Source organism: Pseudomonas sp. FSL R10-1339 (assembly GCF_009600545.1).
In the GTDB taxonomy this organism is placed as follows: domain Bacteria; phylum Pseudomonadota; class Gammaproteobacteria; order Pseudomonadales; family Pseudomonadaceae; genus Aquipseudomonas; species Aquipseudomonas bubulae.
Window position 1 is genome coordinate 32,533 of the sequence record NZ_WIVQ01000034.1, and the last position, 14,252, is coordinate 46,784.

Consider the following 14,252-nt stretch of genomic DNA (forward strand, 5'->3'; position numbering starts at 1 on the left):
GATGTTTTGCCATCCGATAAGGATCCCGGGCAAAACAATTAAAGGGCAAAGCTAACAGAGCATGGACCTGTAAAAAGATAGATACATAGCGCACTTGAAAGGCGTGAACATGCTTGTACGCAACAAATGCTCCAGACAAAAAAAGCCCGATCCAGCGCAAAGGCTGATCGGGCACGGGCACTCAATAAAGTGCAAAGGGAGGTTCGATGCGCGAACCGCATGCTTGAAGGAGCAATGAAACAATTAAGCCATCGGGCGATTATCTGTCGATTAACAGACTACGCGATGGCAGACAACCTGGCCTTGGCCTGATTCAAACCTTTCTCCTGGAAGTCACCGCCCAGGTTCATCCCTTCGGCATGGATAAAGGTCACATCGTGAATGCCGACAAAGGCCATGACCTGACGCAGATATGGTTCCTGATGGTCCGAGGTGCTACCCGCATATAGCCCGCCGCGAGCCGTCAACACGTATGCTTTCTTGCCGGTCAAAAGCCCCTGTGGACCGGTTTCGGTGTACTTGAAGGTCACGCCGGCCCGCAATACGTGGTCCAGCCAGGCTTTGAGCGTGCTCGGTATCGCAAAGTTGTACATGGGCGCCGCCAGCACCAGTACATCAGCGGCCAGCAACTCGTCGGTCAACTCATCGGAGCGCTTGAGGGAGGCGTGCTCGTCTGCACTGCGTTGTGCTTCGGGCTTCATCCAGCCACCCAACAGGTTGGCATCAAGGTGCGGTACCGGGTGCAGGGCTAGGTCGCGAACGGTGACCTGATCGGTCGGATGGGCTGCTTGCCACTGGCTGATGAACTGCTGGGTCAACTGACGGGAAAACGAGCCTTGCTGGCGGGCGCTACTTTCAATGATCAGAACATTGGACATGGCGGACAAGCTCCATCTGTAAATGCTGTAAGAATGGAGCCAAGATTAGGGGTCATTGATTCGATAAAAAAGCGCAATTACCTGCTACAACCTATCTATAAATCTGTTTGTTTAACGGTATCCTGTAACCACTCCAAAATCAGAGGAATTCATTGTGAAAGCGCCCCGCGTGACCCTTGATCAATGGCGCACCTTGCAGGCTGTGGTCGACCACGGAGGCTTCGCACAAGCCGCTGAAGTTCTCCACCGCTCACAGTCGTCTGTCAGCTATACCGTGGCCCGCATGCAGGACCAGCTCGGCGTGCCGCTGCTGCGCATCGACGGACGCAAGGCGGTGCTGACAGAAGCCGGTGGCGTGTTGCTGCGTCGCTCCCGGCAACTGGTCAAGCAGGCCAGCCAGCTCGAAGACCTTGCCCATCATATGGAGCAAGGCTGGGAAGCCGAGGTGCGCCTGGTCGTCGACGCAGCCTACCCCAACGCCCGGTTGGTGCGCGCCCTGACAGCTTTTATGCCGCAAAGCCGGGGCTGTCGCGTACGTCTGCGTGAAGAGGTTCTTTCCGGCGTCGAGGAAGTGCTGCTCGAAGGCGTGGCTGACCTGGCCATCAGCAGCTTCAATATTCCCGGCTACCTGGGTACCGAGTTGAGCACCGTGGAGTTTGTCGCCGTGGCCCATCCCGACCACCCGTTGCATCGCCTGCAACGCGAGTTGCATTTCCAGGACCTCGAAAGCCAGTTACAAGTGGTAATTCGTGACTCCGGGCGCCAGCAACCACGCGACGTGGGCTGGCTGGGCTCCGAGCAGCGCTGGACCGTCGGCAGCCTGGCCACGGCGGCTGCCTTTGTGGGCAGCGGGCTGGGGTTTGCCTGGTTGCCACGGCACATGATCGAGCGCGAGCTCAAGGAAGGTCTCCTCAAGCCGTTGCCGCTCAACCAGGGCGGCAATCGTCACCCGGTGTTCTTCCTGTACGCCAACAAGGACAAACCCCTGGGCCCGGCAACTCAAATCCTTGTCGAATTGTTGCGAACTTTCGACACGGCACCGCTCGAGGCACCTTTCGCCGCACCGCAGCAAGCGTGATGAGCAGTGGGCAGGAACCTGATTCGAGAATATCCTGTCCAACACCCGCCGCCCGTGAACATCTACCATTGCAAGATGTGGCACGGGCACTGGTTCAATGCCCCCCAGCTTCACTGACGGTGCGGCATAGAACGGTCACCCAACTTTTCAGGATCACTGAACCATGCTTAAAAAAATTGCTCTTGCCGCTGGCGCCCTGCTGTTCGCTGCCAACCTTATGGCGGCTGAAACTGCCAAAGCGCCTCACGTGGTACTGGATACCAGCTTTGGCAAGATCGAAATCGAACTGGACCCGGTCAAGGCTCCGATCAGCACTGACAACTTCCTCAAGTATGTCGACAGCGGCTTTTACAACAACACCATTTTTCACCGCGTGATCCCGGGTTTCATGGTGCAAGGTGGTAGTTTTACGTCGCAGATGGTGCAAAAACAGACCCGCGACCCGATCAAGAACGAAGCCAGCAACGGCTTGCATAACGTTCGCGGGACCCTGTCGATGGCACGCACGTCGAACCCGAACTCGGCCACCAGTCAATTCTTCATCAACGTGGCAGACAATGCGTTTCTGGACCCGGGCCGTGATGCCGGTTACGCCGTTTTTGCCAAGGTGGTAAATGGCATGGACGTTGTTGACCAGATCGTCAACTCGCAAACCACCACCAAACAAGGCATGCAAAATGTGCCCATCGATCCGGTACTGATCAAGTCGGCCAAGCGTATCGACTGACAGGCGCTATCACGCAGGAAGCGCTGACTGGAAACAATACACGGTCGCTGCTGCCGCAGACGGCTATGCTGCCTTCGCCTGCAGCGACCGTGTTTTGCTCTGCCGGTCACACCACTATAAGGAGAGCCCGCGCTGCGGGCGTCAGTGCCAATGCTCTATCGTCGCTTCGAACAACTGATCGATATTTTTCGCGAAGCCCCCACTCCGGCTCCGCCCAGCACTGTCTGGGCATTTTATCTCTACTACCTGCGCCAGGTCTGGCCCGTGTTTGCCGCCTTGCTGGTGGTCGGGCTGATCGCGGCACTGATCGAAGTATCGCTTTTCAGCTACTTGAGCACGCTGATCGACCTGACCCAGGGCACGCCCAATACTGACTTTTTCAAGGTCCACAGCGGTGAGCTGATCTGGATGGCCGTGGTCGCACTGATCATCCGCCCGGTGTTCTTCGGCCTGCATGACCTGCTGGTGCACCAGACCCTGAGCCCCAGCATGACCAGCATGATCCGCTGGCAAAACCACAGTTATGTACTCAAGCAAAGCCTCAACTTTTTCCAGAACGATTTTGCCGGGCGCATCGCCCAGCGCATCATGCAAACCGGCAACTCCCTGCGTGATTCGGCGGTACAGGCCGTCGATGCGCTGTGGCACGTCCTGATCTATGCCATCAGCTCGCTGGTGCTGTTTGCCGAAGCCGACTGGCGCCTGATGATCCCCCTGCTGACCTGGATCCTGTGCTATGTCGGGGCCTTGTATTACTTCGTACCACGGGTCAAGGAACGCTCGGTGGTATCTTCTGATGCACGCTCCAAACTGATGGGCCGCATCGTCGACGGCTATACCAACATCACCACCCTCAAATTGTTCGCCCACACAAACTTTGAGCAGCAGTACGCGCGCGAAGCCATTATCGAGCAAACCGAAAAAACCCGACTGGCCAGTCGCGTGGTCACCAGCATGGACGTGGCAATCACCAGCCTGAATGGCCTGCTGATCGTCAGCACCAGCGGCCTGGCGCTGTGGCTGTGGAGCCAGTCGCTGATCAGCGTCGGCGCAATTGCCCTGGCCACCGGCCTGGTGATTCGTATCGTCAACATGTCCGGCTGGATCATGTGGGTGGTCAACGGCATTTTTGAAAATATCGGCATGGTTCAGGACGGCCTGGAGACCATCGCCCAACCTGTCGCCGTGACTGACCGCGACCAGGCTCCACGCTTGATCGTCAACCGTGGCGAAGTGCGTTTTGAACACGTTGACTTCCACTACGGCAAGCGCAGCGGGATCATCAGCGACCTCAACCTGGTAATTAAACCCGGTGAAAAAATCGGCCTGATCGGCCCTTCCGGTGCCGGCAAGTCAACCCTGGTGAACCTGTTGTTGCGCTTGTATGACCTACAAGGCGGTCGCATCCTGATCGACGATCAAAACATCGCCGAAGTGACGCAGGAAAGCTTACGCGAACAGATCGGAATGATTACCCAGGACACCTCGCTGCTGCATCGTTCGATCCGCGACAATTTGCTGTACGGCAAGCCGGACGCCACCGACGAGGAGCTGTGGGAAGCCGTGCGCAAAGCCCGGGCCGATGAGTTTATCCCGCTGCTATCAGATGCCCAGGGCCGCACCGGTTTTGACGCTCATGTGGGCGAGCGCGGCGTCAAGCTGTCCGGCGGCCAGCGCCAACGTATCGCCATTGCCCGCGTGCTGCTCAAGAACGCTCCGATCCTGATCATGGACGAGGCCACCTCGGCACTGGACTCCGAAGTCGAAGCCGCGATCCAGGAAAGCCTGGAAACCCTGATGCAAGGCAAAACCGTGATTGCCATCGCCCACCGCCTCTCCACCATTGCCCGGATGGACCGTCTGGTGGTCCTGGAAAACGGCCGTATCGCTGAATCCGGAACCCACAGCGAGCTGCTCGCCAAAGGTGGCTTGTACTCGCGTTTGTGGCAACACCAGACCGGTGGTTTTGTCGGCATCGACTGAACCAAAAAAGCGCTAGCTGCAAAGCGCGTGGAGCACAACGCCAGCCCCCGATTTCAAAGGGGGCTGGCGTTTTTTATGGCACTGGAAAAAAAACCGGCGAGTGCTGTAATTAGTAAAGGATTCGGGAGAATCCTGTAGTAAATCGCAGGAGGCAACGCCGCTTCAATTGCTCGATGGATTTATCCATCCGGGATCTCCTCCATGACCTTGTTCAAACGTTCCGTCACTGAGTTGCTGGGTACTTTCTGGTTGGTATTGGGCGGTTGCGGCAGTGCTGTGCTCGCAGCCGCGTTTCCTGATGTCGGCATCGGCCTGCTGGGGGTGGCTCTGGCATTTGGCTTGACCGTGGTGACCATGGCCTTTGCCATCGGCCATATAAGTGGCTGCCATCTCAACCCGGCCGTGTCGTTCGGCTTGTGGGTTGGTGGACGCTTTCCTGCAAAAGAACTGCCTGCCTACATCATTGCCCAGATCCTCGGCGGCGTGATTGCTGCCGGGCTCCTGTACATGATTGCCAGTGGCAAACCCGGCTTTGATCTGGCTGCCAGCGGGCTCGCAGCCAATGGCTATGGCGACCACTCACCCGGAGGCTACTCCATGGTGTCGGGGCTCATCTGTGAAATCACCATGACCGCCATGTTTATCCTGATCATCATGGGCGCCACTGACAAACGGGTATCCGCGGGGCACGCCCCTCTGGCCATCGGCCTGGCGCTGACGCTGATCCACCTGATTTCGATCCCGGTGACCAACACGTCGGTCAACCCGGCGCGCAGCACAGGCCCGGCGCTGATCGTGGGCGGCTGGGCGCTTCAGCAGTTATGGATGTTCTGGTTGGCGCCAATGCTGGGTGCGGCCATTGGCGCACTGATCTATCGCTGGCTGGGCAAGGAAGGCAGCTAAACGGCCGGACGCGAGGGTCAGGCCTGCCGATATGGCAGCGCCGACCTCGCCTCTTCAGCATACGCCAGCACACCGACCCGCTCACGCTGCAAAAAGTCACTTACGGCCGCCTTCAAGCCCTGATGGCGCAGGTAATGCCATGAGTGTGTGATCACCGGTTCAAAGCCGCGAATCAGCTTGTGCTCGCCCTGAGCACCAGCATCAAAACGCCTGATACCGTGGGCGATAGCGTAATCCATGCCCTGGTAGAAACACGTCTCGAAATGCAGGCGGTCAAACTCGCCAAGACATCCCCAGTAGCGACCATAGAGACTGTCGCCGCCGATCAGGCTGAACGCCATCGCAACCGGGGTCGAACCCTGTTTGGCCAGCACCACGCGAATCGATTCGGGCATGCGCTCGGCCAGCAGGCTGAAGAAATCCCGGGTCAGATACGGCGTTTGCCGTCGCACAGCATAGGTGTTGGCGTAGCAGGCGTAGACAAAATCCCATTGCGCTTCACTCACCTGCTGGCCTTCCAGCCACTCAAACTCAAACCCCTGCCCTGCCACTTGCTCACGCTCTTTGCGCATCTGTTTGCGCTTGCGTGAGCTCAGGGCATCGAGAAAATCCTGAAAGTCCCGGTACCCGCGGTTCTGCCAGTGAAACTGACAGCCCAGCCGTTGCATCCAGCCGGGTTGTTGCGCCAGCGCCGTATCGGCCAGCAGGTCGGTGAAATTGATATGGGCGCTGGACAGCCCTTCGATCTGCAGATAACCGGGCAAGGCCGCCAGCAGCTCAAGCCCGTCCTCGGCACGGGCGGCCAACAACCGGGGGCCGCTGACCGGACTGAACGGTACTGCCGCAAGCAGCTTGGGGTAGTACTCGATACCTGCACGCTCACAGGCTTGCGCCCACTCGTGATCGAACACGTACTCACCGTAGGAATGCCATTTTCGATAACTGGGCAACGCCGCCTGCAACTGCCCATTTTCATAATGCAGTAAATGCTCGGGCTGCCAGCCTGAATGCGGGCCCAGGCTGGCACTGTCTTCCAGGGTACTGAGAAAGGCATGGCGCAAAAAAGGCTGGGCCACCGGCACCAGCGCATCCCATTCATGGGCGGGGATGGTGGACAGGCTGTCGAGTCGTTGAAGCGGCATTAATAGTCCTCAAGGCGCGGCGTAGACGCGATGGTATCACCCAACCACTGAATCGCTTCACTGTCACAGACTTGCTATCAGTCTGCCACTTTTCTGTCATATCCACCCGCGATACTGACGCCGCTTCTTAGAACACGGGGTTATGAGCGACCTGTTTGCCAACACGCTCATGACACGCCAAGCCTCGTTAACGTGAGCCCGTAAAGGGCCGATTTTTCTTGGGGTGGCTAGGGCCATCTCAGCACTGGGAGATTCATAATGCGTCTTGTATCTACACGGGTTGCTGCGGGACTGTGTGGTGGCCTGGTATTGGCCATGAGCGTTCCGGCCAGCGCTGCGGTCGATGCCAAACTGCTCGAAATGCTAAAAGCCAACGGCTCTATTTCGCCTGCACAGTACTCCGAGCTGCAAACTGAACTCGCCAGTGAGAATCAAGCCAAGCAAGAAGCTGCCGCCGACCAGGTGAAAAAATCCGATCTCAGTGCCTTCGAACAGAAAGTCGCCTGGGCCGCCAAAACCGAACTCAAGGGGGATGTACGGGTTCGTCAGGAAACCGTCAAGATCGACGGCGAATCCGATGGCAAGAACAAGGACCGCCAACGTATTCGTGCTCGCCTGGGCGCCTATACCGAAATCAACCCGCAGGTGAATACCGGTATCCGTATCGCCACTGGCGGCGGTGACGATGCACGTTCCACCAACCAGGATCTGGACAACTACTTCGACAAGAAGCAACTGTGGCTGGACATGGCGTTCATCGACTACCACCCGACCGCCGTCAAGGACCTGCACCTGATTGCCGGCAAGATGCCACAGCCGTGGGTCAATATGGGCGATGTAATCTGGGATAGCGATATCAACCCGGAAGGTCTGGCCGCCACTTACAAACACAACCTGGGCAACAGCGGCGTCGAAATGTTTGGTAGCGCCGGTTACTACACCCTCAAGGACAACGTTGACGGCGAAGGCGTGCAATTCAAGCACGACCTGAGCCTGTACGCCGGCCAGCTGGGTGCTCGCTTCGCCCCTACCGACAGCCTGAAAGTGACCTTGGGCGGCAGCGTTTACAGCTACAACAACGACAAGGACAGCAAGTGCCCGACCACCGGGACCAAGACCACCCCATGTGCACTCGGCGTCAACGGTAACAGCACTGACGAGTTCCGCCTGTACGAAGGCTTCGGCCAGGTCGATATCGCCAACCTGCCCGTGCCGCTGTCGCTGTACGGCCAATACGTGCATAACGCTGCCACCGACAGCGATCAGGATGATGCCTGGTTGGTGGGCTTCAAATCCAAGCTCAACGCCTTCAGCCTGGACTACAACTACCGCGATATTCAGCGTAACGCCGTGGTCGGCGCTTTCACCGATTCTGACTTCGCCAACGGTACTACCGGTTCCCGCGGTCACAAGTTCAAAGTGGGTTATGAAATCGACAAGAACTTCGGTGTCGGCGTGACCTACTTCCTGACCAAGGCCGACTACGCGACCACCACCCAGAAAGATGCCAAGGCCAACACCTTGCAGCTGGACCTGGAAGCCAAGTTCTAAAGAAAGGTTTACTCAATAGACAAAACGCTGAAGTCATTCAGCGTTTTGTGCCGTAAAAGCAGAGCGAGGATGCCGTCGGCCCCCATCACATCCACCGACAGTGTTCTCGTTCATGCCCCGCCATCAGCGCGACTGCTCGCGCATCATTCGCTCAACCGTCTGCTCCAGATCCTCCGGTGGCGGTTCGGGAAGTTTTTGCAACGTGCCCCTCAACAAACGCATTTGCCTGATAAAACGCCTGCAGTTCGGACAGAACAGCAAATGATGGCGTACCAACAACCGCTGACGAAAACTCAGCTGGCCATCCAGATAGTCACTTGAGACCGCTACTTGCTGTTTGCAGGTCAACATTCGCCAGTTTCCTCGAAATGTTCCACGGTCGCGAAGACTTTGAGTCGGGCGCGATGTATCAACACCCGGACATTAGAGAGCGATATCTCAAGAATATTACAAATTTCTTCGAGCTCGAGCCCCTGGCGCTCGCGCAACACCAGCACACTGCTCTGCAACTGCGGCAGACTGAGGAGCGTTTGCTCAAGACATTCGCGCAACTCATCTTCGCTGAGCAATGCGTCAGGGCTGTCCTGATGCCAGGAATAAGGGGCAAGCAACCAGTGGCCATCGCTGGAAAACCGCTCATCGTCGACAGTACCGTGTGGCGAAGGCAAATCGTCGAGCAGCACTTCACGACGATTTTGCTTGTAGCGTTGTTTCGCCGCATTGGCCGTGATGGTCAGCAGCCAGGTTTTCAGGCTCGAACGGCCTTCGAACCCGGACAGGTTGCGCACCACTGACAGCCAGGCGTCCTGAACGATTTCGTCAGCATGGCGATTGCCGACGATCGCATAGGCCACAGCGCGCATGGCACCTTGATAGGTAGTGACCAGCTCGCGGAAGGCCTGTTGCTCGCCGTTAAGCAGACGTTTGAGCAGGTCAGCGTCGTCAACAGTTGCCATGCAGGTCTCCGCAACCGGAAAGTGATTTTTCTGTGTGGGAGCGGGCTTGCTAGCGATAGCATCACCGCAGTTTGCCTGTCAGACCGCGCTGCCTGTATCGCGAGCAAGCCCGCTCCCACCACAAACCAGCTGTGACCTTAGCGTTTACGCAGAATCACGCTGCCAATCGAGTAGCCGGCACCGAACGAGCTGAGCACCGCCAGCGAACCGCTTGGCAAGTCGTCCTGGTACTTGTGGAAGGCAATCACCGAACCGGCCGAACTGGTGTTGGCATAGGTGTCGAGAATCACCGGAGCTTCTTCGACCGAAGCTTCGCGGCCCAACAGCTTGCGCACGATCAGGTGGTTCATGCTCAGGTTGGCCTGATGCAACCAGAAACGTTTGACTTGCGCCACGTCCAGCTGGTTTTCCTGCAGATGCTGGCCGATCAGTTCAGCCACCATCGGGCAGACATCGCGGAAGACCTTGCGCCCTTCTTGCACGAACAGTTTGTCCGGGCTGTCAGCTGGCTCGTCGGATGCACGGTTGAGGAAGCCGAAATTGTTGCGAATATTGTTCGAATACGTAGTCAGCAGTTTAGTGCTGACGATGTCGAACTGGTGTTCGGACGTTGCCAGGTCGGCATGCTCGACCACTATCGCGGTCGCGGCATCGCCAAAGATAAAGTGGCTGTCACGGTCACGGAAATTCAAGTGGCCGGTGCATACTTCAGGGCTGATAAGCAGTACCGCGCGAGCCTGGCCCAACTGGACGCTGTTGCTGGCGGTCTGGATACCGAACGTTGCGGAAGAACAAGCCACGTTCATGTCAAAACCAAAACCCTGAATGCCCAGTGCATGTTGCACTTCGATGGCAATGGCCGGGTACGGGCGTTGCAGGTTGGAGCAGGCCACGATCACGCCGTCGATGTCAGCGGCGGTTTTACCCGCGCGTTCCAGCGCTTGTTTGGCAGCGCCAACGGCCATTTCGCAGAGTACCGACATTTCGTCGTTGGAGCGCTCCGGCAAATGCGGGCGCATGCGTTGCGGGTCAAGGATGCCGTCCTTGTCCATCACAAAGCGGCTTTTTATGCCCGAAGCCTTTTCGATAAAGGCGGCGCTGGACTCGGCCAGAGGCTGGATTTCACCGGCCTCGATAGCCACGGCGTGGTCCGCGTTGAACTGTTGTACATAGGTATTGAAAGACTGCACCAGCTCTTCGTTGGAGATGCTGTTGGCCGGGGTGTACAGGCCGGTGCCGCTGATGACGACGTTATGCACGATCGTTCCTCTATTCTGTTCAAGCAGAAGATATTGAAATCGTTTCAGGTACGGATAGCCGCGAAGTTTGCCATAAATGCCAGCATTTGGCGTTATTTACGGATCTTGCAGTAATCCCCCGTGGGAGCTGGCCTGCTCTCGATTGCAGCAACACGGTGCAAATGCATGACCGCGTCGCCTGCATCGCGAGCAAGCCCGCTCCCACAGGACTGCAGGCTCAAGCCTCCACCAAACTCCACTGCTTACTTAGGCGCTTGTCCGAAATCGGCACCTTGGTCCCCAGTTGCTGGCCGAATAACGACACCCGATATTCTTCCAGCCACCAGCGGTACAACTCAAGTTGCGGATCGCGCTTGCCCTCCTGCGCATGCTTGGTCGCACGCGCCTGGTACTGCGCCCACAAACCACTCAGCTCACCACTCCAGACCCGGTCTTTTTGCACCTGGCCCGGCAGTTTTTCAAGACGCATTTCTATCGCCTTGAGGTAGCGCGGCAACTCTTTAAGCCACAAAGCCGGGGTTTCGCGCACAAAACCCGGGTACACCAGATGGCTCAGTTGCTGCTTTATGTCATTCAACGCCACCGCCTGGGCCAGATCGATCTTGCCCTTGAAGCGTTTTTGCAGACCATGCCACAGTTTGAGGATTTCCAGCGTCAGTCTGGCCAGCTTTTCCGCATGTTCGGTCCAGGCTCCGCGCTTGCGCTCGGCAAGCGATGCCAGCCCCGCGCCATCACGGGGTAGTACCGCCTCGCCTTCCAGGATGCAGCTGTCGAGGCTGGCCAGCAGAATGTCCTCCACCAGGCTCTCGACCCGACCCAATTCGCGGTACAAAAGGCCAAGCTCAGTCAACCCTGGCAGCTTGCCACGCAAAAATTTCGCCGGTTCCGCCAGTTGTTGCATCAGCAAACGCTGCAACGCACGGCGATGCTGGAACTCAGCCTCGGCCGGGGTAGAAAAGCGCCCTTCCTTGACCGTATTGCCCTCTTCCACCAGCGCCGGGTAAACCGTCATCGACAGCCCGGCGATCTTCTGCTGGGTTTTCTCCGCCACCGGGGCAAACACCTTGGCCTCGACCGGCTGCTGATTTTTCGCGGTTTGCGGTACGGCCAGTGCTGCCTGACTGGCCTGGGCAAAGCGGGCCGTCAATTCGGCCAGATCACGACCCTCGCCGAGAAACTTGCCGTCGGCGTCGACCACTTCGATATTCATCTTCAGATGATTTTCAACTTGCTGCGCGGCTTGCGCCCAGGCCTCGTCGCTCACCCGAGCGCCGGTCATGCGCAGCAATTCGCGGCCCAGGGTTTGTGGCAATGATCCCTCAGCAAATTCCATGCGCTGCAACGCGGCCTTGACGAAGTCCGGCACCGGCACGAAGTTTTTGCGCAATGCCTTGGGCAAACTGCGCACCAGAGCGATGCATTTGGCTTCTATCATGCCGGGCACCAGCCACTCCATACGTTCCGGCGGCAAAACCGGGAGCAGCGGCGCTGGCACCTTGACCGTCACGCCATCGCGGGGGTGGTTGGGTTCAAAGTGATAGCTGAGCTCCAGGGTCAAATCCCCCAGATGCAACGTGTCAGGGTAATGCATGGCCGTGATTTCGGTGGCTTCGCGGGCCAGCACGTCTTCTTCGCGCATGATCAGCAACTGTGGATCTTTCTGGCTGTTGACCCGATACCAGCTGTCAAATGTCGCGGTCTGATGAATCTCGGCAGGCAGGCGAGCGTCGTAAAACGTGTAGAGGGTTTCTTCATCCGCCAGAATGTCACGGCGCCGGGCCTTGGCCTCCAGTTCGTCGAGTTGTTCAAGCAACTGCGCGTTGGCCGTCAGGCATTTGGCCCGCGACTGAATTTCGCCACGCACCAGCCCTTCACGGATAAACAGCTCGCGGGACAGCACCGGGTCAATCGGCCCGTAATGCACGGCACGGCGACCGACCACGATCAGGCCGAACAGGGTGATCTGCTCATAGGCCACCACCTGCCCGCGCTTCTTCTCCCAATGGGGCTCGAAATAGTTCTTTTTCACCAGATGCCCGGCCAGCGGTTCGATCCAGTCCGGCTCGATCTTGGCCACCATCCGCGCATACAATTTGGTCGTTTCTACCAGCTCGGCAGTCATCAGCCACTGCGGACGCTTTTTACCCAGCCCCGAAGACGGATGGATCCAGAACCGCCGCTGGCGCGCCCCGAGGTAATCTCCGTCCTCGGTTTTTTGCCCGATCTGGCTCAGCAACCCCGACAGCACCGCCTTGTGCAGTTTTGCATAATCGGCCGGTTCCTGATTGACCGTGAGCTGCATATCGCGACAGATCAGGCTCAATTGACGGTGGGAATCACGCCACTCGCGCAACCGCAGGTAGTTGAGGAAGTTCTTGCGACACCAGTTGCGCAGCGGGCTGGCCGTCAGCGCCTGGCGCTGCTCCTCAAAACCGCGCCATACGTTGATCAGACCGGCAAAGTCAGAGTCGACATCTTTCCATTGCGCGTGGGCCTGATCTGCCGCTTGTTGACGTTCCGGCGGACGTTCACGCGGGTCTTGCACCGACATCGCACTGGCGACGATCAATACTTCCTGCAAACTGCCGAGCTTGGCGGCTTCGAGCAACATACGGCCCATGCGCGGGTCCACCGGCAGGCGGGCCAACTGACGGCCCAGCGGTGTGAGCTGGTTTTCGCGGTTAACCGCCGACAGTTCTTGCAGCAGATTGAAACCGTCAGTGATTGCCTTGCCGTCCGGGGGCTCAATAAACGGAAACGCGGTGATTTCGCCCAGGCGCAGGTGCAGCATTTGCAGGATGACTGCCGCAAGGTTGGTACGAAGAATCTCAGGATCGGTAAATTCGGGGCGACCGTTAAAATCTTCTTCGGCATACAGGCGCACGCAGATACCCGGCTCGACCCGGCCACAACGGCCCTTGCGCTGGTTGGCGCTGGCCTGGGAAATCGCTTCTATCGGCAGGCGCTGGACCTTGGCCCGGTAGCTGTATCGGCTGATGCGCGCCGTGCCGCTGTCAATCACGTAACGGATGCCCGGCACAGTCAATGACGTTTCCGCTACGTTGGTGGCCAGCACCACACGGCGGCCCGGGTGCGACTGGAAAATCCGCTGCTGTTCGGCAGGCGACAACCGCGCATACAACGGCAGGATCTCGGTGTGCTTGAGTTGCGCCTTGCGCAGCATGTCGGCGGCATCGCGGATTTCCCGCTCGCCTGGTAAAAATACCAGCACATCGCCGGGGCTTTTACGCTCACTGCGCTCGAACGCGGCAATCTCGTCCAGGGTGGCAATTATGGCCTGGTCGACGCTCAGGTCTTCTTCAACGTTGTTGCCCTCTTCGTCCTGCTGGGAGGTCAACGGGCGATACCAGGTCTCGACCGGAAAGGTACGGCCCGACACTTCGACAATGGGCGCGTCATTGAAGTGTTTGGAGAAACGCTCAAGATCGATGGTTGCCGAGGTGATGATGACCTTCAAATCGGGACGACGGGGCAGCAGGATCTTCAGATAACCGAGCAAAAAGTCGATGTTCAGGCTGCGCTCGTGGGCTTCGTCGACGATGATCGTGTCATAGCGTTCGAGATAGCGGTCGTGCTGGGTTTCGGCCAGCAGGATACCGTCGGTCATCAGCTTGATCAGGGTATTGGAATCGCTCTGATCCTCAAACCGCACCTGATAGCCGACCAGCGCACCCAGCGGCGTGCCCAGCTCTTCAGCCACCCGGCTGGCCACACTGCGGGCGGCGATGCGCCGCGGTTGGGTATGGCCGATCAG

The 14,252-nt window shown here is 58.2% G+C and carries 11 protein-coding genes; 5 read left to right on the forward strand and 6 right to left on the reverse strand.

Annotated elements, in window-relative coordinates; all coding sequences use genetic code 11:
* Positions 1-278: 278 nt before the first annotated feature.
* Positions 279-878, reverse strand: coding sequence for an FMN-dependent NADH-azoreductase (locus GHO03_RS12525; protein ID WP_095002670.1), 600 nt, complete (start codon positions 876-878; stop codon positions 279-281).
* 154 nt (positions 879-1,032) lie between these two features.
* Here GHO03_RS12525 and GHO03_RS12530 point away from each other — a divergent pair, with 154 nt between their 5' ends.
* From GHO03_RS12530 to aqpZ, 4 genes are all read left to right on the forward strand, one after another.
* Entirely contained in the window at positions 1,033-1,956 is a 924-nt protein-coding gene (locus GHO03_RS12530; RefSeq protein WP_095002671.1) for a LysR family transcriptional regulator, read from the forward strand.
* Between the two features lie 163 nt (positions 1,957-2,119).
* On the forward strand, positions 2,120-2,683 hold the full coding sequence (locus tag GHO03_RS12535) for a peptidylprolyl isomerase (RefSeq protein ID WP_153399905.1): 564 nt from the start codon (positions 2,120-2,122) through the stop codon (positions 2,681-2,683).
* Positions 2,684-2,833: 150 nt separating this feature from the next.
* On the forward strand, positions 2,834-4,666 hold the full coding sequence (locus tag GHO03_RS12540) for an ABC transporter ATP-binding protein (protein ID WP_095002673.1): 1,833 nt from the start codon (positions 2,834-2,836) through the stop codon (positions 4,664-4,666).
* Positions 4,667-4,867: 201 nt separating this feature from the next.
* Complete coding sequence (aqpZ, locus tag GHO03_RS12545; RefSeq protein WP_153399908.1) at positions 4,868-5,569, forward strand: aquaporin Z; 702 nt, start codon at positions 4,868-4,870, stop codon at positions 5,567-5,569.
* Positions 5,570-5,586: 17 nt separating this feature from the next.
* Here the strand turns inward: aqpZ and GHO03_RS12550 are convergent, their stop codons facing one another.
* Positions 5,587-6,711, reverse strand: coding sequence for a GNAT family N-acetyltransferase (locus GHO03_RS12550; protein ID WP_095026948.1), 1,125 nt, complete (start codon positions 6,709-6,711; stop codon positions 5,587-5,589).
* A gap of 258 nt (positions 6,712-6,969) precedes the next feature.
* On the opposite strand from GHO03_RS12550, the gene GHO03_RS12555 reads away from it, so the two are divergent.
* Positions 6,970-8,262, forward strand: a complete 1,293-nt coding sequence (locus GHO03_RS12555; protein ID WP_178110310.1) for a putative porin — start codon at positions 6,970-6,972, stop codon at positions 8,260-8,262.
* 123 nt (positions 8,263-8,385) lie between these two features.
* Here the strand turns inward: GHO03_RS12555 and GHO03_RS12560 are convergent, their stop codons facing one another.
* The 4 genes from GHO03_RS12560 to hrpA form a co-directional block, all read right to left on the reverse strand.
* On the reverse strand, positions 8,386-8,613 hold the full coding sequence (locus GHO03_RS12560; RefSeq protein WP_095002677.1) for an anti-sigma factor: 228 nt from the start codon (positions 8,611-8,613) through the stop codon (positions 8,386-8,388).
* Complete coding sequence (locus GHO03_RS12565; RefSeq protein WP_095002678.1) at positions 8,607-9,218, reverse strand: RNA polymerase sigma factor; 612 nt, start codon at positions 9,216-9,218, stop codon at positions 8,607-8,609. Before GHO03_RS12565 ends, GHO03_RS12560 begins: the two co-directional genes overlap by 7 nt.
* 137 nt (positions 9,219-9,355) lie before the next feature.
* Positions 9,356-10,477, reverse strand: a complete 1,122-nt coding sequence (locus GHO03_RS12570) for a beta-ketoacyl-ACP synthase III (protein ID WP_372241734.1) — start codon at positions 10,475-10,477, stop codon at positions 9,356-9,358.
* A gap of 217 nt (positions 10,478-10,694) precedes the next feature.
* Positions 10,695-14,252: ATP-dependent RNA helicase HrpA (gene hrpA / locus GHO03_RS12575; RefSeq protein WP_153399912.1), on the reverse strand; the 3,558-nt coding region annotated here is incomplete at its 5' end.

Excerpts from the sequence above, each read along its gene's own strand:
- GHO03_RS12525 (WP_095002670.1), bottom strand. The coding sequence starts at position 878 with ATGTCCAATGTTCTGATCATTGAAAGTAGCGCCCGCCAGCAAGGCTCG.
- GHO03_RS12535 (WP_153399905.1), top strand. The coding sequence starts at position 2,120 with ATGCTTAAAAAAATTGCTCTTGCCGCTGGCGCCCTGCTGTTCGCTGCC.
- GHO03_RS12540 (WP_095002673.1), top strand. The coding sequence starts at position 2,834 with ATGCTCTATCGTCGCTTCGAACAACTGATCGATATTTTTCGCGAAGCC.
- aqpZ (WP_153399908.1), top strand. The coding sequence starts at position 4,868 with ATGACCTTGTTCAAACGTTCCGTCACTGAGTTGCTGGGTACTTTCTGG.
- GHO03_RS12550 (WP_095026948.1), bottom strand. The coding sequence starts at position 6,711 with ATGCCGCTTCAACGACTCGACAGCCTGTCCACCATCCCCGCCCATGAA.
- GHO03_RS12555 (WP_178110310.1), top strand. The coding sequence starts at position 6,970 with ATGCGTCTTGTATCTACACGGGTTGCTGCGGGACTGTGTGGTGGCCTG.
- GHO03_RS12560 (WP_095002677.1), bottom strand. The coding sequence starts at position 8,613 with ATGTTGACCTGCAAACAGCAAGTAGCGGTCTCAAGTGACTATCTGGAT.
- GHO03_RS12565 (WP_095002678.1), bottom strand. The coding sequence starts at position 9,218 with ATGGCAACTGTTGACGACGCTGACCTGCTCAAACGTCTGCTTAACGGC.